16 protein-coding genes and 1 pseudogene are annotated in these 19,376 nt (G+C 61.5%); 14 read left to right on the plus strand and 3 right to left on the minus strand.

Annotation, left to right across the window (positions count from 1 at the left end; genetic code table 11):
• Positions 1-273: 273 nt before the first annotated feature.
• Positions 274-1,830 (minus strand): carbohydrate porin, encoded by a 1,557-nt coding sequence (locus tag TK06_RS08275; RefSeq protein WP_063321667.1) that lies wholly within the window; start codon positions 1,828-1,830, stop codon positions 274-276.
• 170 nt (positions 1,831-2,000) lie between these two features.
• Between TK06_RS08275 and TK06_RS08280 the strand changes: the two genes are divergently transcribed.
• From TK06_RS08280 to TK06_RS08305, 6 genes are all read left to right on the plus strand, one after another.
• Positions 2,001-3,275 (plus strand): ABC transporter substrate-binding protein, encoded by a 1,275-nt coding sequence (locus TK06_RS08280; protein WP_063321668.1) that lies wholly within the window; start codon positions 2,001-2,003, stop codon positions 3,273-3,275.
• 21 nt (positions 3,276-3,296) lie between these two features.
• Complete coding sequence (locus TK06_RS08285; RefSeq protein WP_063321669.1) at positions 3,297-4,262, plus strand: carbohydrate ABC transporter permease; 966 nt, start codon at positions 3,297-3,299, stop codon at positions 4,260-4,262.
• Complete coding sequence (locus tag TK06_RS08290; RefSeq protein WP_063321670.1) at positions 4,259-5,101, plus strand: carbohydrate ABC transporter permease; 843 nt, start codon at positions 4,259-4,261, stop codon at positions 5,099-5,101. Before TK06_RS08285 ends, TK06_RS08290 begins: the two co-directional genes overlap by 4 nt.
• A gap of 31 nt (positions 5,102-5,132) precedes the next feature.
• Positions 5,133-6,287 carry an ABC transporter ATP-binding protein gene (locus TK06_RS08295; protein WP_063321671.1) on the plus strand — a complete coding sequence of 385 codons (1,155 nt, stop codon included), beginning with the start codon at positions 5,133-5,135 and terminating at the stop codon, positions 6,285-6,287.
• On the plus strand, positions 6,284-7,786 hold the full coding sequence (locus TK06_RS08300; protein ID WP_086936604.1) for a glycoside hydrolase family 32 protein: 1,503 nt from the start codon (positions 6,284-6,286) through the stop codon (positions 7,784-7,786). Before TK06_RS08295 ends, TK06_RS08300 begins: the two co-directional genes overlap by 4 nt.
• A gap of 75 nt (positions 7,787-7,861) precedes the next feature.
• Positions 7,862-8,854, plus strand: a complete 993-nt coding sequence (locus TK06_RS08305) for a LacI family DNA-binding transcriptional regulator (RefSeq protein ID WP_063321673.1) — start codon at positions 7,862-7,864, stop codon at positions 8,852-8,854.
• Positions 8,855-8,902: 48 nt separating this feature from the next.
• Here TK06_RS08305 and TK06_RS08310 read toward each other — a convergent pair whose 3' ends face one another.
• Positions 8,903-9,490, minus strand: coding sequence for a TetR/AcrR family transcriptional regulator (locus tag TK06_RS08310; protein ID WP_063321674.1), 588 nt, complete (start codon positions 9,488-9,490; stop codon positions 8,903-8,905).
• 169 nt (positions 9,491-9,659) lie between these two features.
• Here TK06_RS08310 and TK06_RS08315 point away from each other — a divergent pair, with 169 nt between their 5' ends.
• The 5 genes from TK06_RS08315 to TK06_RS08330 all read left to right on the plus strand — a co-directional run bounded on the left by TK06_RS08315 (position 9,660) and on the right by TK06_RS08330 (position 14,438).
• Entirely contained in the window at positions 9,660-10,754 is a 1,095-nt protein-coding gene (locus TK06_RS08315) for an alkene reductase (RefSeq protein ID WP_063321675.1), read from the plus strand.
• Positions 10,755-10,830: 76 nt separating this feature from the next.
• Entirely contained in the window at positions 10,831-11,619 is a 789-nt protein-coding gene (locus TK06_RS08320; RefSeq protein ID WP_063321676.1) for an SDR family NAD(P)-dependent oxidoreductase, read from the plus strand.
• 99 nt (positions 11,620-11,718) lie between these two features.
• Positions 11,719-12,735 carry an NADP-dependent oxidoreductase gene (locus TK06_RS08325; protein WP_063321677.1) on the plus strand — a complete coding sequence of 339 codons (1,017 nt, stop codon included), beginning with the start codon at positions 11,719-11,721 and terminating at the stop codon, positions 12,733-12,735.
• Positions 12,736-12,890: 155 nt separating this feature from the next.
• Positions 12,891-13,061, plus strand: a complete 171-nt coding sequence (locus TK06_RS32715) for a hypothetical protein (RefSeq protein WP_203417414.1) — start codon at positions 12,891-12,893, stop codon at positions 13,059-13,061.
• 141 nt (positions 13,062-13,202) lie between these two features.
• Positions 13,203-14,438 carry a DUF2599 domain-containing protein gene (locus tag TK06_RS08330; RefSeq protein ID WP_063321678.1) on the plus strand — a complete coding sequence of 412 codons (1,236 nt, stop codon included), beginning with the start codon at positions 13,203-13,205 and terminating at the stop codon, positions 14,436-14,438.
• A gap of 78 nt (positions 14,439-14,516) precedes the next feature.
• On the opposite strand, the gene TK06_RS08335 is transcribed toward TK06_RS08330, so the two are convergent.
• Positions 14,517-14,765: a hypothetical protein gene (locus TK06_RS08335; RefSeq protein WP_063321679.1), complete on the minus strand. Its 249-nt coding sequence runs from the start codon at positions 14,763-14,765 to the stop codon at positions 14,517-14,519.
• An 18-nt stretch (positions 14,766-14,783) separates the two neighbouring features.
• On the opposite strand from TK06_RS08335, the pseudogene TK06_RS31670 reads away from it, so the two are divergent.
• From TK06_RS31670 to TK06_RS08345, 3 genes and pseudogenes are all read left to right on the plus strand, one after another.
• Positions 14,784-14,894 (plus strand): annotated as a pseudogene (locus TK06_RS31670) (rhizopine-binding protein); the annotation flags it as partial.
• 116 nt (positions 14,895-15,010) lie between these two features.
• Entirely contained in the window at positions 15,011-16,180 is a 1,170-nt protein-coding gene (locus TK06_RS08340; RefSeq protein ID WP_063321680.1) for an efflux RND transporter periplasmic adaptor subunit, read from the plus strand.
• A 3-nt stretch (positions 16,181-16,183) separates the two neighbouring features.
• Positions 16,184-19,279, plus strand: a complete 3,096-nt coding sequence (locus tag TK06_RS08345) for an efflux RND transporter permease subunit (RefSeq protein ID WP_063321681.1) — start codon at positions 16,184-16,186, stop codon at positions 19,277-19,279.
• Positions 19,280-19,376: the final 97 nt, after the last annotated feature.

A 19,376-nucleotide genomic window follows, 5' to 3' on the forward strand; every position in this document is an offset into this window, starting at 1 on the left:
CATCTGTGGGAAATCGGTCATTCCCACGCAGCGGTGGGAACGATCAAAACCAGCGGTTTGGCTTGTGTGGCGAGGGAGCTTGCTCCCGCTGGGTCGCGAAGCGGCCCCAGAACCTGCCAAATGCGGAGCATCAGACACACCGCACCCGCCGGTTCACGACTGCTTCGCAGCCGAGCGGGAGCAAGCTCCCTCGCCACAGGTCCATCGTTTTTCCTGAGTGAACCGCATGACCCGTGGGAGCGGGCTTGCTTCACAAGTTTCAACTGACCAGCATCAGAACCAGGTTTCCATCTGGATGCCGTACTGCCAGACACCGCCGGCGTTGAAGTCAGTCTTGCCGAAGGAGTCCGTGGTGCTGTACCTGTCCAGGTCCGACGACCAGTTCATGACGCTGGCGAACAGGCGCAGCTCAGGACGCGTGAGCAGATCGCCCAGGTCGGGCTTGAAGGTCGGGGCGACCGTGAATTTCCAGAAGTTGCCGTCAACCGCATTGCGTTGCAGGTAGCCCTTGGGGTCCAGCTTCATGGTTTGCCAGCTCATCTCGTAGGCCATCTCGAAATTGCTGTTGATTTCATTGGCCAACCGCACGTTCAGGGTCATCCAACGGTAATCGTCGCCTTTGACGTAGCGGTCCTTGCTTTGCTCAGCCAGCAGGCTCGGGCCAATGCGCCAGTCGGACGCCAAGGGCGTTTCGCCGTACAGCGCCAGGCGCACCGCGCGGGCGTCGTCGATCAGCTCGCCATCCGAGCCAACGTTCTTGACCTCAGCCCCCAACCCCTGCCCATAGAGCAGCGCCGTCTTGAAGAAGCCTTCGCGGCCGAAAAAGTTTTTCTGGTGATTGGCGATCATGCTGTGCAAGCCGGAATCGGCCGGCGTCAGCCCCGCTTCGTTGGTGCGGGTAGCAAAGTCGTTTTTCTTCGAGCCGATGGCGTTGAACATCCACTGCCACTGCCCACCGTCGAAAAACTGGTTGGACGTCAGGATGTAGCTTTCCACATCGGCATTGACGCCGCCCTCACTGAAATCGCCGTAGTTGCGACCGATCAATGAGTAGTTCGAGCGCCAGTTCTTGTTCATCTGTATATCGTAGATACCGCCACCGGTGCCGGCCAGATAGATAACGTCGGAGTCCAGCCAGTGGATGTCGAAATTATCCCTGTCGAAGCGCTTGCCGGCCCACAGGGTGGAGTTTTCGAACATCGAGTTGCCCTTGAATGCCGCGAGGTGATCGAGTTCGGTAAACACCTGGCGCACGTTCAGGTTGCTTTCATCGGCGGTCCAGTCGTTGGAGCTCTCCACACCATCGGCGATGGAAACCGTGAACTTGGAGTGGGTGCCGTTCTGCGCATACTGCTCTTTCGACAGGTCGATGCGCATGTAGGTGTCGTCTTCGTTGCCGAGTCGCCCGACAGCGCCACCCACAGAACCGGCCGGAGTGGTGTACGGACCGCCACGACCACCGCCCAATCCATCATTGATCAGCAGCCCGGAGCGGGCGTAGCCCTTGAAGCTGAAGCCGTCGGTAAGGTGTGCGCCACTGCCCTGTTTCTGCGTGCTTTGCTGGCTGGCTTCGAGTTTTGCCAGGCGAGCGTCGAGCGTGGGGACCGTAGCGGCGGATGCCACCGGTTGCACGGCGGGCGTGGCGAGTTTGAGTTGCTGCAACTCCCTGGCGAGTGCCTGGGTTTGCTGTTCGGCGGCGGCGGCGCGTTTTTCCGCTGCGCTGGCACGGGCCTCGAAAGCGGCCATGCGCTCTTCCAGAGTCGCGGCCTGAGACGTGGTCGCCGCGGCGCCGAGCACGCCTGCGAGTAGCCAGCTTGATGCTTTCTGCATGTGGATTTTCCCTGTTTTGTTTTTATTGTTCTGTTGCCGCGACCGGCCTTTTTCGCCCAGGTTCTGAATTGTCAAACCAAAGGAAAAAAAGGATGCCTCATCGCAAATACACTGCTACATTTGGCGATGTTAACGTTAACTTCTCTAAAAACAAAAATAAAGAGGGCTTTATGAAACAGCTCAAATCGATCCTTCCAGCGGCACTGCTCGGCCTGTGCGTCGGGTTTCCATCCCTCTGCACAGCCGCCAGCCTGACGATTTCCTGCGGTGCCGTGGGTGCTGAATTGCAACTGTGCAAGGAGGCCGTCGAGGCGTGGTCGAAGCAGACCGGCAACAGCGTCGAAGTGGTTTCCACGCCTAACTCGGCGACCGAGCGGTTGTCGTTCTACCAACAGATCCTCAGTGCGCAATCCAGCGACATCGACATCATCCAGATCGACATGGTGTGGCCGGGAATGTTGGCCAAGCACTTGATGGACCTGCGCGAAGTGCTTCCTGCCAACGCGACCCAGGGTTACTTCCAGGCCCAGGTGGACAACGCCACGGTGAACGGGCGCCTGGTGACCATGCCGTGGTTCACGGACTCGGGGCTGCTGTATTACCGCAAGGACCTGCTCGAGAAGTACAACAAGCCCGTGCCCCAGACCTGGGAAGAAATGACCACGACTGCCAGGGCTGTCCAACAGGCCGAACGCGCTGCCGGGAACGCCAATGCCTGGGGTTATGTATTCCAAGGGCGCGCCTACGAAGGCCTGACGTGTAACGCACTGGAGTGGATCAGCAGCCAGCCGCAAGGCGGGCTGGTCAATCAGCAAGGCGACATCGTGGTCAACAGCCAGGCCTCAAGGGCCGCATTGACCCTGGCCAAAAGCTGGGTGGGAGACATCTCCCCGCGTGGCGTACTCAATTACACCGAGGAAGAAGGACGCGGCGTCTTCCAGTCGGGCAATGCGTTGTTCATGCGTAACTGGCCTTATGTCTGGGCCCTGGTGCAAAGCCAGGACAGCGTCGTGAAGGACAAGGTCGGCGTCGCTCCCCTGCCCCGCGGCGGCGAGACGGGCACCCATGCGTCCACCCTCGGCGGCTGGGGCCTGGCGGTGTCGCGCTACAGCGCCAACCCCAAGCTCGCCGCAGAACTGGTGAGCTACCTGAGCAGCGCCCAACAACAGAAACACCGCGCCCTGGTGGGTGCCTACAACCCGGTGATCGAGTCGCTGTACCAAGATCCCGAGTTGCTCGCGGCCATGCCGTACTACAGCCAACTGCGCAGCATCCTCAATGATGGGGTCATGCGCCCTGCTTCAATCACCGCCGACCGCTATCCACGGGTCTCCAATGCTTTCTTCGATCAAGTGCACGGCGTGCTGGCGGACGAACGGCCGGTCGATCAGGCGCTGGCCGAACTGGAAAGCGAACTCACGCGCATCAAACGCCGGAACTGGTAAGCCACAAGGAAGGAAATCACCATGTCTGTCTCCACTACACTCGCCCCCGGCGACGACGAGTACCTGCTCAATCGGGAAACGCCGGTACAACGCCGTCGCGTTCGCGCCGCCTGGCTGTTCCTGAGCCCGATGTTGCTATGCCTGGCCCTGGTGGCGGCCTGGCCGCTGCTGCGCACATTCTGGTTCAGCCTGACCGACGCCAGCCTGGCCGACACGGGCGATGCAACCTTTGTCGGCTTGAGCAATTATCTGTTTCACAGCAGCGCGGGCTGGTCCGGCATCCTGGTCGATCCGCAGTGGTGGAACGCGGTGCGCAACACCCTGCATTTCACCGTGGTGTCAGTGGGATTGGAAATCGTACTGGGGCTGATGGTGGCGTTGCTGCTGAACGTCAAGTTCACTGGACGCGCGCTGGTGCGGGCGTTGATCCTGATCCCCTGGGCAATCCCGACCATCGTCTCGGCGAAAATCTGGTCATGGATGCTCAACGACCAGTTCGGCATCATCAATCACCTGATGCTCGGCCTCGGCCTGATCGATGCGCCACTGGCCTGGACAGCCGACGCGGACCTGTCGATGTGGGCCGTGATCATCGTCGACGTCTGGAAGACCGTGCCTTTCGTCACGCTGCTGATGCTGGCGGCCTTGCAGATGTTGCCCAGCGACTGCTACGAAGCCGCCAGGGTCGATGGCATTCACCCGGTGAAAGTGTTCTGGTGGGTCACCCTGCCGCTGCTGATGCCGGCATTGCTGGTGGCGGCGATCTTTCGCATCCTCGATTCCTTGCGGGTGTTCGATGTCATCTATGTGCTGACCTCGAACTCATCGAGCACCATGAGCATGTCGGTCTATGCCCGTCAGCACCTGGTGGAATTCCAGGACGTCGGTTACGGCAGCGCCGCTTCGACCTTGCTGTTTCTGGTCGTGGCGGTAATCGCCATGGCGTACCTGTACCTCGGACGCCGTCAGCTGGAGGTTCGTTCATGAGCCCGCGCCTGCTGAAAAAAGCCCTGCTGCGCGCCGGGTTCTGGTGCCTGATCGGGATCTTGCTGCTGTACGCGGTCTTTCCGTTCTACTACGCCATCGTGACGTCGCTGAAGCCGTCCAGCGCCTTGTTCCAGGTGAGCTACTGGATCGATAACCCCGACTTCTCCAACTATGCCGCCGTGCTGGGCCAGGCCTCGTTCCTGCGGGCCATCGGCAACTCGCTGGTGGTTGCGCTGTGCGTGGTCGCGCTGGCGTTGCTCCTCAGCCTGACCGCCGCCTATGCCCTGGGCCGGGTGAAGTTTCGCGGACGCGGCGTGGTGTTGATGATGGTCCTGGGCGTCTCGATGTTTCCACAAGTCGCGGTGCTGTCGGGATTGTTCGAAGTGATACGTGCCCTGGGCCTGTACAACACGTCCTGGGCGTTGATCCTGAGCTACACGATCTTCACTTTGCCCTTCACCGTCTGGGTGCTGACCACCTTTATGGGACAACTGCCTCATGAGCTGGAAGAGGCCGCGATCATGGACGGTGCGTCACCCTGGGTCACGCTGACCCGCGTGCTGTTGCCGTTGCTCTGGCCGGCACTGGTCACCACGGGGCTTCTGGCCTTCATCGCCGCCTGGAACGAATTCCTGTTTGCCCTGACCTTCACCCTGACCGACTCGCAACGCACGGTCCCGGTCGCCATCGCGCTGATTTCCGGCGGCAGCCCTCATGAATTGCCTTGGGGCTTGTTGATGGCGGCGTCGGTGCTGGTCACGGTCCCATTGGTGATTCTGGTGCTGATCTTCCAGCGCCGCATCGTTTCCGGCCTCACTGCCGGTGCGTTAAAGGGTTGAGGCCCAACACAGACAAGAAAGGAACAGCATCGTGATCAAGTTGAAGCTGGACAACGTGAACAAACAATTGGGCGGCGCACGCATTCTTCGCGACGTCAGCCTGGAAATCTCGGCGGGTGAATTCGTGGTTTTCGTCGGCCCTTCGGGCTGCGGAAAGTCGACCTTGCTGCGGCTGATCGCCGGACTGGATTCGATCTGTGACGGCGACCTGCTGATCGACGGACGCCGGGTCAATGACCTGGAACCGCGCGAGCGTGGCGTCGGCATGGTGTTCCAGTCCTATGCGCTGTACCCGCACATGAGCGTCTACGACAACATCAGCTTTGGCCTCAAACTGGCCAAGACCGAAAAGGCCAGCCTGCGCGAGCGAGTGCTGAAAACCGCGCAAATCCTGCAGTTGGATAAACTGCTGCAGCGCAAGCCACGGGAACTGTCGGGTGGACAGCGCCAGCGAGTGGCCATGGGCCGGGCCATGGCGCGGGAACCGGACATCCTGTTGTTCGACGAGCCACTGTCCAACCTCGACGCCTCTCTGCGCGTGCAGATGCGCAACGAAATCGCTCGGCTGCATGGGCGACTGGGCTCGACCATGATCTACGTGACCCACGACCAGGTTGAAGCGATGACCCTGGCCGACAAGATTGTCGTGCTCAATGGCGGCCGCATCGAGCAGGTCGGCTCGCCACGCGAACTCTATGAGCACCCGGCCAGCCGCTTTGTCGCCGGTTTCCTCGGTTCGCCCAAGATGAACTTTCTGCCGGCGCGCCTGCACTCCCCAGGTGAGACCAGCCAGATCGACAGCCCTTTATTGGGCATGACGCCCCTTCCCTTCGACAGCGCCCACCTGGCGGTGGGCAGTCCGCTGACCCTGGGGATTCGCCCGGAACACATGTCGCTCAAAGCGGCGCAAGGCAGCGCCGGGGTCGGCGTGGTCGGCGTGGTCGGGGTCGAATACCTGGGCAGCGAAACCTACGTGCACCTGGAGTCAGGCGAGGATGAACCCTTGATCTGTCGCTGCGAAGTCAACGCCGGATGGCGAGTGGGCGATCGGGTTGAACTGCAACTGGCGTTCGGCAGCGTGCATCTGTTCGACGCGGATGGCACGGCCTTGAGGCGCCATCCTGCTGTTATTGAAGTCCTCCCGGAGGACGTCCCGCAGCGCTCGCCAAAAGCAGGCGCCCTATGACTGTGTCTGTGAATGCCATGAACGCCCCCATGCCCTCCCCCCTTGAACATGCGCAGCAGGCGCTGAGTGAAGGTCAGTCTCGTCTCATCGGCGATTATCGACCGGCCTATCATCTGGCGCCTGTCGCAGGCTGGATGAACGACCCTAACGGGGTGGTGTTTTTCCGTGGCGAGTATCACGTGTTCTACCAACACCACCCTTTCGATGCCAAATGGGGTCCGATGTATTGGGGGCACGCCAAGAGCACCGACCTGGTCCATTGGCAGCATCTGCCTCTCGCCCTGGCGCCAGGCGATGATTTCGACCGCCACGGCTGTTTTTCCGGTAGCGCGGTGGTGTGTGGCGACACCTTGGCGCTGATCTACACCGGGCACACCTGGCTGGGAGAAGTGGGCGACGAACGCTTTATCCGCCAGGTCCAGTGCCTGGCCACCAGTGACGACGGCATCCGGTTCGTCAAGCATGGCGCCGTCATCGAGAACGCGCCGCAAGAAACGATCATGCACTTTCGCGACCCCAAGGTCTGGCGGGAGGATGGCTATTGGTACCTGATTGCCGGCGCGCGCCTGGGCGACAAGCCGCTGTTGCCGCTGTACCGCTCCACCGACCTGCACACCTGGGACTTCCTCGACTACGTGTCCAGTGGCAATGAGGGCGATGGCTACATGTGGGAATGCCCGGACCTGTTTCGCCTCAACGGCTGTGACGTGCTGCTTTACTCCCCCCAGGGGATGAAACCCGAAGGTTACGAACGCCTCAACAAGTACCAGACCGGTTATCGCATTGGCCGGCTCGACAGCGAATGGCACTTCACCGGCGGGCCGTTCATCGAACTGGATAACGGTCACGATTTCTATGCCGCGCAAACGTTGGAGACCGCCGATGGTCGGCGCCTGGTGTGGGCTTGGCTGGACATGTGGGAAAGCCCGATGCCGAGCCAGGCCCATCACTGGTGCGGCATGCTCGGTTTGCCCCGCGAGCTTGAACTGCAGGGCGATCGCCTTGGCGTGTTTCCGGCACGGGAACTGACCGCGCTGCGCCAGGCGCCGCTGCCGAGCGTCGCGCCGTGGGGCGAGTCGGGCAGCCGATGGGTGCCGCAAGTGAAGGGCGACAGGCTCGAAATCCATGTGCATCTGGATCTGCTCGACTGCACCGAAGGCCACCTGGGCATCGCCTTGCGCTGCAGCACCGATGAGCAGGAACAAACCCTGCTTTATTACGACGCGTCACTGCAACGCCTGGTGCTCGATCGCAGCCGCTCGGGTGCGCAAGTGAGCGGTCAGCGCAGCGTGTCGATCGTGCCTTCGCAAACACAGCTGCACCTGCGGGTATTTCTCGATCGCTCGTCCATCGAGGTGTTCGAGGAAAACGGCCGCTTCAGCTTCAGCAGCCGCCTCTATCCGCGGCCCGACAGCCTCGGGGTGAAACTATTGGCGAACGGGACTGGCGGGCGCGTCGCCATTCCCAAGGCGTGGCCGCTGGACTCGGGTTGGCTGTGAGGACCGTCATTCGAGTCGCGAGAAGCCCAGGGCCTGTGTCATGATTCCGCGTCAACCTGACTGGCCGCACTTCGCATGACTTCCGTGAAAGACGTTGCACAGCTGGCCGGCGTATCCCTGATGACGGTTTCGCGCGCGCTCAACACGCCGGAAAAACTGAGCCCCGAAACCCTTCAGCGGGTACGTCGCGCCATTGAGGAACTGCAATTCGTACCGAGCCTGTCGGCGCGCAGGATGCGCGGCGACAACCTGCAGGCGCGCACCATCGGTGTGTTCGCACTGGACACCGCGACCACGCCGTTTGCCGTCGAGTTGCTGCTGTCCATCGAACAGACCGCGCAGCAGGCAGGCTGGAACGTCTTCATCCTTAACCTGTTGAGCAACCCGCCCACCGATCAGAACATCGACCTGATGCTATCGCACCGCCCCGACGGGTTGATCTTCAGTGCCATGGGATTGCGCCAGGTGAGCATTCCCGAACGACTCAAGAGCAAACCGCTGGTGCTCGCCAATTGCCTGGCCGATGACAGCCACTTGGTCAGTTATGTGCCGGATGATGAAGCCGGGCAGCATCGAGCCATGCAGCATGCGTTGAGCCAAGGCTATCGACGCCCGCTGTGTATCAATTTGCCGAGGAAGAGTCTTGCCTGGGGCCTGCGTCAACAAGGCCTGAAACGCGCCTGTCAGGCCGTCGGGCTGGCACCTGAAGCACTCCTGCAGTACGACCTTTCCGATCACGACGCCTATGATGAAACCGCCGCCATTCTCGACCGGCATATCGTTGACGGCCGTCCGCAATTCGACATCCTGGTCTGCGGCAACGACCGCATTGCCTTTTGCGCCTATCAGTTGTTGCTGGGGCGCGGCCTGAAAATTCCCGACGATGTCGCAGTGCTCGGCTATGACAACATGATCGGCATCGCCGAACTGTTCATGCCGCCACTGACCACGGTACAACTGCCGTACTACGAGATCGGACGCCAGGCGGCCCGGCACCTGATCGAGAACCTCGAGGTATCGGGCGCCCAGCCGGTGGATTGCCCCCTGGTGGTCAGGGCGTCGCTATAAGACCGCCACGGGTGCACCGCTTTTCTTAAGTGAACAGCATTTTGATCACTAAGGCTGCTTCGCGGGCGACGACGGCAGCGCCGCAATGATCCGGGCGCGGCACACCTCGAGGATTTCATCGGCCAGCGCGGAATCGTCCGGGCAGGCCCGTGACAACACGATCGCACCGACGGCATGCGCCAACATGTCGAGCATTTTTGCCCTGATCGCTTCCTGCGGCGCGTCTTGCCCGGCCTCATACCGGCTTTCAAGCGCGGCCAGCATGTCTTCGATGCCGTTGGCAAAGGTAGCCTTCAGCTCGGGCGATTGACGGGCAGCGTCGCCACACAGTGCCGCCATGGTGCAACCGCTACCCCGGCCGTCACGGTGGTCCCTGGACACGTAAAGATCGACGAAACCAGCTACGTCGATGCCTGCATTGTCGGTCAGCGACTGCGCAAGGCTATTCGCCGCCGCTTCGGCCATCAGGTCGGCCTTGGAGCCGAAATGCTTGTAGAACCCGCCATGGGTGAAGCCGGCGGCCGCCATCAGGTCCGCCACACCCACGCCGTCAAAGCCTCGCTCGCGAAACAAGACAGAGGCCGTCTCGACGATGTGCTCCCGATTTGCCTGGGCCTGGGCCTTGGTCACCCTCATTTTTCACTCCCTCGTGCTGCTCGAAATTCATGCCCACATCATACATAGATGTCGAGCATAATCAAATTCGTTGACAGCTTAGATTTCGATCATCATCCTAATGAAAAGCGCGCTCACCTCGCCAGGCTGCACGCGCTCCCTTTATCCAAACCTACGGAAACAAGACGTCATGACTGACCAGATCCTGTTCACACCCTACACGTTGGGTGATCTCACGCTTTCCAACCGAGTGGTCCTGGCGCCGCTGACACGTAACCGTGCGGGGCAAGGTTTTGTGCCGAGCGAGTTCGCTGCCACTTACTACAGCCAGAGAGCGTCGGCAGGCCTGTTGATCTCCGAGGCGTCGCAGATCTCCCAGCAAGGCCAGGGCTATCAGGACACCCCCGGGATCTACACCCAGGCCCAGATCGACGGCTGGCGCACGGTCACCGCTGCCGTGCATGCCAAAGGCGGGCGGATTTTCCTGCAACTGTGGCATGTCGGCCGCGTTTCCCACGTCGACCTGCAAGCGAACGGTGCGGCGCCAGTGGCCCCCTCCGCTCTGCGTCCGGCGACCAAGGTATTCGTCAACAACCGTTTCGAAGACGTTTCCGAACCGCGAGCGCTGGACATCAGCGAGTTGCCCGGGATCGTCAACGATTTTCGCCAGGCGGCGGCGAACGCCATCGCCGCGGGATTTGACGGCGTAGAGATCCACGGTGCGAACGGCTACCTGTTGGACCAGTTCATCAAGGACGGCGCCAACATGCGCACCGATGCCTACGGCGGCTCGATTGAAAATCGTGCTCGCCTGCTGCTGGAAGTGACGGCGGCAGTGGTGGACGAAGTCGGCGCCAACCGCACCGGCCTGCGCATCTCGCCGGTCTCGCCGGCCAATGGTGTGTCCAGCAGCGCGCCACAGGCCCAGTTCGACTACCTGATCGACCAGCTCAACACCCTCGACATCGTGTACCTGCATGTGGTCGAAGGCGCGACCGGTGGGCCGCGCGACGTTGCGCCCTTCGACTTTGGTGCCTTGCGCCAGCGCTTCAAAAACACCTACATCGCCAACAACGGCTACGACCTGGACCTGGCGACCTCACGACTCATCGAAGACAAGGCTGACCTGATCGCCTTCGGCCGGCCGTTCATCGGCAATCCGGACCTGGTGGAGCGGCTCAGGACCGGCTCGCCTTTGTCGGCGTTCAATCCCGCTACCCTCTACGGTGGTGGTGCGACGGGCTACATCGACTATCCAACGCTCGCTGAATCCAGCGCGCAGTAACACTGGCCAGACCCGACTGCGCGCCTGAATAACAGCGCGCGACTCGCTCATCGATACCTTGAAGAAGAGAATCTCCATGGACACTCGCACAACTGTTCTCATCACTGGCGCCTCCACCGGTATTGGCGCTGTCTATGCCCAACGCTTTGCGCAACGTGGACACGATCTCGTCCTGGTGGCCCGCGACAGCGCGCGCCTGGAAGCGCTGGCCGCCAAGCTGCGCAGCGAGCACAACGTTGCCGTCGATATTCTCCAGGCCGACCTGACCCAGCTCGGCGACCTGACAACCGTCGAAGCCCGGCTGCGCGACGACGCCAACATCGGCATCCTGGTCAATAACGCCGGCGCCGCCCAATCCGGGACCTTCATCGAACAGTCGACCGACAGTGTCGCGCACCTGGTGTCGCTCAATACCACCGCGCTGGTCCGGCTGGCCAGCGCCATCGCCCCACGCCTGGTGGAAGCGGGTGACGGCGCGATCATCAACATCGGCTCCGTCGTTGGCCTGGCACCGGAGTTCGGTATGTCGGTCTACGGCGCGACCAAGGCGTTCGTGCTGTTTCTCTCCCAGGGACTCAGCCTGGAACTCTCTCCGAAAGGCGTCTACGTACAAGCCGTCCTGCCAGCGGCCACCCGCACTGAGATCTGGGAACGCGCGGGCATCGATATCAACACCCTGAATGAAATCATGGAAGTCGGTGACCTGGTCGATGCCGCGCTGGTCGGTTTTGATCGTCGCGAGCCGGTGACCATCCCGCCCTTGCATGAAGAAGCACGCTGGGATGCCTTGCAGGCCGCACGTCAAGGCCTGCTCGGGCAAATCCGGCAGTCCCATGTCGCCGAACGCTATCAAGACCCGGCGTGATCATCGTTTAGCAGGTGCCGGCGCGAAGGACAGCGCCGGTATTTCCGGATGCCGGGCCAAGTGATCACTGCACTGCATCCCTTATGAGAGCAAAGCACCATGAAGGCATTTTTAATCGACCGCTACGGCAAGCACAGTGGTCGTATCGGCGAGCTACCGACCCCTGACGTGGGTGACCACGACGTTCTGGTCCGCGTGCAGGCTGCCAGCGTCAATTTGCTGGATTCAAAGATCAGCAAAGGCGAATTCAAGCTGATCCTGCCCTACTCCTTTCCCTTGGCATTGGGTCATGACTTGGCCGGGGTCGTGGTCCGCGTGGGATCCCGTGTCGAGCAATTCAAGCCGGGCGATGAAGTCTATGCCCGCGCCCCGGACGGGCACATCGGCACCTTCGCCGAGCAGATTTCAGTGAACGAAAATGCCCTGGCCGTGAAACCGGCAAACATCAGCATGGAAGAAGCCGCCGCCCTGCCCTTGGTCGCCCTGACCGCCTGGCAGGTACTGGTTGAAACCGCCCGGCTGAAGAAAGGCCAAAAGGTCTTCATCCAGGCCGGTTCAGGTGGCGTCGGCACCCTCGCCATCCAGCTTGCCAAGCACCTCGGCGCCTTCGTTGCGACCAGCACCAGCACCCCCAATGTGCCGTGGGTCAAAGCCCTGGGCGCAGACGTTGTCATCGATTACAAGCAGCAGGATTTCGCCAGCGTCCTGCAGGACTATGACATCGTGTTGAACAGCCTGGGCGCCGATGAGCTGGAGAAATCGCTGAAGATCCTGAAACCAGGCGGCCAACTCATTTCCATCTCCGGCCCCCCCACCCCACAGTTCGCCCAGGCCCAGGGACTTTCCTGGGTGCTGAGACTGATCATGGGCCTGTTGAGCAGCGGTATACGCCGCAAGGCCCACCGAAAGGGAGTGAGCTACGCCTTCGTGTACATGCGTGCCAATGGTCCTCAGCTGCGGGAGATCACCACCCTCGTCGAGTCCGGCAGCATCAAGCCGGTGCTTGATCGATCCTTCCCCTTCGACGCGACAGCCGATGCCCTGAGCTATGTCGAACAAGGACGATCGAAGGGTAAGGTCGTCATCAAGATCCACTCGGGAATGGCCGATGAGTGAAAGCGTATCGGCGCCGCAGAGTCTGGCGCACATTGATGCTTGAGCAATGAGGAGCGTCAGGCCAGTACCACCTGAAGCAAAAGCGCTGATTTGACCTGTGGGAATCGGTTGACTACCTTGAAACTCACCCATCTCGTTCGACAAGGAGTGTCGACATGTGCGCAGCTGCTCGCGCGTTTTTAACCCTGCCCCTGGCATTCCATACGGTAGCTGCCCAGTCGCCGCATGATCCGCTGAAGCCCCGCATCAACCCCAACTACAACATCCTCAAGGACGCGCACCAGGAACTCAATGCGGCGGCTGGTTGCCATTCGCTCTCGCGTTGAGTCGCCCTCGTCCATAACACTGCCGATGCCCGCGACAGGCTCAATGAAAGCCGCCGGCCGGCATCACGAGCCCTGCTGTTTTCTCTTTCCCGGCATGGAATGCCGCGCCGGCTACCGGCTCCAACACAAGGAAGTCACGTCATGAAGACACGTTTGAAAAGAATCACGCCTTTGCTCGTCCTCCCGTTGTTCTGGCAAACGACAGCGGCCAATGCCGAGTCGTGCGAAGAGACGCTGAAACGGGTGGAAGGTTTGTATAACAACACCGTCGACAGTTGCCGGCAGGACCCGGCCTCGGATTGTTCGGGGTTGCTGATCAGGGGCACCCACCGCGCCAACCCGGCGAAGGGCGAAAAATGGGATGTCTGGAACCCGAGCCCGAAAGCGAAGGAACTGGGTACCTTTGCCGCCTCCTGGATGCGGGTCGATGGCATCAGCTATGAAGATCCTGGCATGAGCACCCAGAACGGCTACATCATCACGCCGATCGACCAGGTACGCGAACCGGAAACCCCGGTGCACATCTACTGCGCATTTCCGAACGATGCCTGGACCGACTTTCGCAATGACCGAGGCTGCGGCAACAACAAAAACACCGCGCAGACAGAGGCTGTCTGCCAGGCCATGGCGCCGCCTATCCTCAACGCCAATGCCTGGGTCGCGCATTTCACCCGGTTCAACAACGACAGGAAGCAAGACCAGTTGCAATGTGGATTCAATATGCGCAACCCCATGAGCAGCCGGGAACGGGTCGACGCGTTTCGAAACTTCATGGGCGCCCGGCAAGTCATCAATACCCGCGAATTTCAAACCCAGACCGAACTGCGCCTGGGTAACCCGAAAGACGATGCATTGCCGATCCTGGCGTTTTTCTACAGCGATCAACGGGGCTTGAACGATGCCCTGGCCAACCAACGGGACTACAAAGACAAGACCGGCAAGGATCGCAACATCATCAAGATCGACTTCCCCAGGACGCCGGGCAGCAAGGCCACGTTCTCCTGCACCCGAACCACGCCGCCCACGCAACAATTCTGTGAACGCTACATCGAATCCAGTACTTGGGTACGCCGCCCTGATCCGAAGCTTGGGCCCGATACCTGGTCGCTCCAGGTCGTGCCCACGGCCTGCGGCCGTGCGATCAAGGATGACCAGACCGACAGGATGTTTGCCGAGCTGTACAACAAGCACAAAGACGACGGGCAATGGCGGCAATACAGCGTCTACGGCGGATCCATCCGCCGGCAACTAGTGTGTCATCTGGCGGCCACCTTCGATGGCAAACCCGTCAGGAACAAGCCCGAGTGGAACCTTGAGCCGGCACGTCCTTACGTCGACCAGGCCAGGGCTGTCGCACAGTATTGCAATCCTTACTGAGGCTTAGGCGGCAAACGAGATCTGCCGATACCCCAGGTAGCGGCGGATCATCGTGCCAGGGCGTTGGCCAGGTCTCGCTTAGAGACTTTCGACCGTCACTATTTCAAAGGGCAACAAGTGCACCTGAGTGCCACCGCCCGACCCGCCCTGAAGATGTTCGACCATCGCCTCGATCATGGCCAGTTCAAGCAGCAATTGGGCGACTTGATGAGGAGATTCGTGCTCCAGGAACAGAATCTCCGGCTCGCCTTTCAAACAGCTTGAATCCGTCGCCGCGAGACGGATGGCCTTGGCCATTTCTTGATAGAACGTTGATACCTGCAGCAAGACGAACGCCAGGCGCCATTGATGGATGCCATCGTCGCCAATAATGACGAAATGGCCATCGGTGCTGCCATGGCCCTGCTGCAATCAGGCAAGGCCAAGGGCGAAATTTCGGTGGTGGGTTTGGACGGGTGAGCCGCGCGCCTCGACAGTCCCCCTTACACAATTTCACACACCCCCTACAAAGCTTCACCCCTGCCATTGACCCCGGTCCGTAGCATTGACGGGTTCATTATTGGGGAAGCACCATGTCCAAGATTCCTTTCATCACACTGGGCCTGCTGGTCGGCGCGCTGCTGCTCAGTGGCTGTGATAGCGCCTCGCCCCCAGACGCCTCCTCCCCGCTGGCAAGCGTGCGTATCGAAACCGTTCAGGCCCGACCACTGTCGATCAGCAACGAGCTAAGTGGCAGGATCGCCGCGCCGCGGGTAGCCGAAGTGCGGGCGCGGGTGGCTGGGGTCGTCTTGCAACAGGTGTTTCGTGAAGGCCGCGACGTCAAACAGGGCGAGCTGCTGTTTCGCATCGATCCGGCGCCATTCAAGGCCGACCTGGACAGTGCCGAGGCGGCGTTGCGCAAGGCCGAGGCCAATGCGTTCCAGGCCCGTTTGCAGGCACAACGTTACGCCCAGTTGATCGATGACAAAGCGATCAGTGGCCAGGATTACGACAACGCCCGGGCCAGCGTGCGCCAGACCGCCGCCGATGTCGCTGCCAGCAAGGCCGCGGTGGAACGGGCGAAACTGAACCTGGGGTACGCCACGGTGACCGCGCCTATTTCCGGACGTATCGGTCGCGCGCTGGTGACGGAAGGTGCCTTGGTCGGGCAGAACGAAAGCACGCCGTTGGCGTTGATCCAGCAACTGGACCCGATCCACGCCGACCTCACGCAATCGACCCGCGAACTCAACGACCTGCGCCGCGCCTTTCGCGCAGGGCTCTTGCAAGCGGTCGGCCAGGGCCAGGCCAAGGCCACGTTGATTCAGGACGATGGCAGCCCCTATCCGCTGCCCGGCAAATTGCTGTTCACCGACCTCAGCGTCGACCCGAGCACCGGCCAGATCACCCTGCGCAGCGAATTTCCCAACCCCGACCTGGACCTGCTGCCTGGCAGCTTCATTCGCGTGCGCCTGGAACAGGCGGTCAACAGCCAGGGCATCACTGTGCCGCAACGGGCCGTCCTGCGAGACAGCGCCGGGGTTGCCCAGGTGCTGATGCTGGACGCCGAACAGAAGGTCAGCCAGCAACCTGTGCAACTGGGCGCCGCGCAAAACGATCGCTGGGTCGTCACGCAAGGTTTGAAACCCGGCGACCGCATCGTCATCGAAGGCCTGCAACATGCCCGTCCCGGTGAGCAGGTCCAGGTCGATGACACCCCACTTCCCCTCGCCCAGGTTCACGGGCCACAGGCAGGACACTAAGCCATGCCGCAGTTCTTCATCGACCGTCCGGTGTTCGCCTGGGTGGTCGCGCTGTTCATCCTGTTGGCCGGTATCCTGGCCATCCCGCAACTGCCGGTGGCGCAATACCCGGTCGTGGCCCCGCCCCAAATCGAGATCTACACCGTCTACCCGGGTGCTTCGGCGCAAACCGTGGACGAAAGCGTGGTCAGCCTGATCGAGGAAGAACTCAACGGCGCCGACAACCTGCTGTATTTCGAGTCCCAGAGCAGCCTGGGTAGCGCCACCATCACCGCGACCTTCCAACCCGGCACCAACCCGGAACTGGCCCAGGTCGATGTGCAGAACCGCCTCAAGGCCGTGGAGTCACGCCTGCCGCAAGCGGTGACCCAGCAAGGCTTGCAAGTGGACAAAGTCTCCGCTGGTTTCCTGCTGCTGATCACCCTCACCTCCAGCGACGGCAAGCTCGACGACGTGGCTCTCAGCGACTACCTGGCGCGCAACGTGATGAACGAGATCAAGCGCCTGGACGGTGTCGGCAAGGCCCAGTTGTACGGGGCCGAACGGGCCATGCGGATCTGGATCGACCCGCAGAAACTGGTGGGCTTCAACCTGACTCCGGCCGACGTAAACGCAGCCATCGTGGCGCAGAACGCCCAGGTATCGGCCGGTAGCCTGGGCGATTTGCCGAGCCGCCACACCCAGGAAATCACCGCGACCATCGTCGTCAAAGGCCAGCTCAACACACCGCAAGAGTTCGCAGACATAGTGCTCAAGGCCAACCCCGATGGCTCGACGGTGCGCATCGCCGACGTGGCACGGGTAGAAATCGGCAGCCAGGAATACCAGTTTTCCACGCGCCTGAACGGCAAGCCGTCCACTGCCGTGGCCGTGCAACTGTCTCCGGGCGCCAACGCCTTGAACACCGCGACCCTGGTGCGCAACAAGATGGACGAGCTGTCGCACTACTTCCCGGCCGGCGTGGAATACAAGATTCCCTACGACACGTCGCCGTTCGTCAAGGTCTCGATCACCAAGGTGATCTACACCCTCGGCGAGGCGATGTTGCTGGTGTTCGCGGTGATGTTCCTGTTCCTGCAGAACATCCGCTACACCCTGATCCCGACATTGGTGGTGCCGGTGGCGCTGATGGGCACCTTCGCGACGATGCTCGCGCTGGGGTTCTCGATCAACGTGCTGACGATGTTCGGCATGGTGCTGGCCATCGGCATCCTGGTGGACGATGCGATCGTGGTGGTGGAGAACGTCGAGCGGATCATGGCCCGGGAAGGCTTGTCGCCCAAGGAGGCCACACGCAAGGCCATGGGGCAGATCACCGGGGCGATCATTGGCATCACCCTGGTGCTGGTGGCGGTGTTCATTCCGATGGCGTTCATGCACGGCTCGGTGGGGGTGATCTACCAGCAGTTCTCGTTGTCGATGGCGACATCGATTCTGTTCTCGGCTTTTCTCGCCCTGACCTTGACCCCGGCGCTTTGTGCAACCTTGCTCAAACCGCTCGCCCAAGGTGATCACCACGCCAAGACTGGATTCTTCGGCATGTTCAACCGTGGTTTCGACCGATTCGGCGAGCGCTATCAAGGTTGGGTGGCCTATGCGGTAAAACGCAGCGGCCGTTATCTGCTGATCTACGGCGTGTTGCTGGTGGGCATGGGCGTGCTGTTCAGCCGCCTGCCCTCCTCGTTCCTGCCGGTGGAAGACCAGGGCTACACCATCACCGACATCCAGCTGCCACCGGGTGCCAGCAAGAATCGTACGGTGCAGGTGGTCGAGCAGATCGAAGCCCACAACGCCGGCGAACCGGGGGTCGGTGACAGCACGATCATTCTCGGTTTCAGCTTTTCCGGCAGCGGCCAGAATGCGGCCCTGGCCTTCACCACCCTCAAGGACTGGTCGCAACGCGGCGCCGAGGATTCGGCGGCGTCGATTGCCGACCGCGCCAACCTGGCCCTGGGTCAAATCAAGGATGCCATGGCGTTCTCGGTGCTGCCGCCGCCGGTGGATGGCCTGGGCACTTCCAGCGGTTTCGAGTTCCGTTTGCAGGACCGTGGTGGCCTCGGCCATGCCACCTTGATGCAGGCCCGCAGCGAATTGCTCGCCGCCGCCGACAAAAGCCCGATGCTGATGAATGTGCGTGAAAGCGCCCTGGCGGAGGCGCCGCAGGTGCAATTGGAAGTCGACCGCAAGCAGGCCAATGCCCTGGGCATTTCCTTTGCCGACGTCGGCAGTGTGTTGTCCACGGCAGTGGGTTCGGCCTACATCAACGACTTCCCCAACCAGGGGCGGATGCAGCGGGTGGTAGTCCAGGCCGAGGGCGACCAGCGCAGCCAGGTCGAAGACTTGCTGAAGATTCATGTGCGCAACAACAGCGGAAAAATGGTCCCGTTGTCAGCCTTCGTCCAGGCCCGCTGGACCCAGGGGCCGGCGCAATTGACCCGCTATAACGGTTATCCGGCGGTGAGCATTTCCGGCGAACCGGCACCGGGCTACAGCACCGGACAAGCCATGGCCGAAATCGAACGGCTGGTGGCCCTGGGGCCGACGGGCCTGGGCCAGGAATGGACCGGGTTGTCCTTGCAGGAACGCCTGTCCGGCAGCCAGGCACCCATTCTGTTGGGCCTGTCGCTGCTGGTAGTGTTCCTGTGCCTGGCGGCGCTGTACGAGAGCTGGTCGATCCCGACCTCGGTGTTGCTGGTGGTGCCGCTGGGTGTGCTCGGCGCGGTATTGGCCGTGTCGTTGCGCGGCATGCCTAACGATGTGTTTTTCAAGATCGGGCTGATCACCATCATCGGCCTGTCGGCGAAAAACGCGATCCTGATCATCGAGTTCGCCAAGAGCCTGTACGACGAAGGTCACGACCTGATCGACGCCACGCTACAGGCTGCACGCCTGCGCCTGCGGCCGATCATCATGACCTCGCTGGCCTTCATCCTTGGGGTGGTCCCGCTGGCGATTGCCACGGGCGCCAGCTCGGCGAGCCAGCAGGCCATCGGTACCGGAGTGATCGGCGGGATGATCACCGCCACGCTGGCGGTGGTGTTCGTGCCGGTGTTTTTTGTGGTGGTGATGAAGCGTGTCAGGCGTGTTGAACCCAAGTGAGGCCAGGCCGGAGCACCGCTATCGCGAGCAAGCCCGCCCCCACAGGAGCCTGTGGGGCACATGAATTGTGTGCCTGTCGAAGATCCACTGTGGGAGC

Source organism: Pseudomonas fluorescens (assembly GCF_001623525.1).
Classification (GTDB): domain Bacteria; phylum Pseudomonadota; class Gammaproteobacteria; order Pseudomonadales; family Pseudomonadaceae; genus Aquipseudomonas; species Aquipseudomonas fluorescens_Q.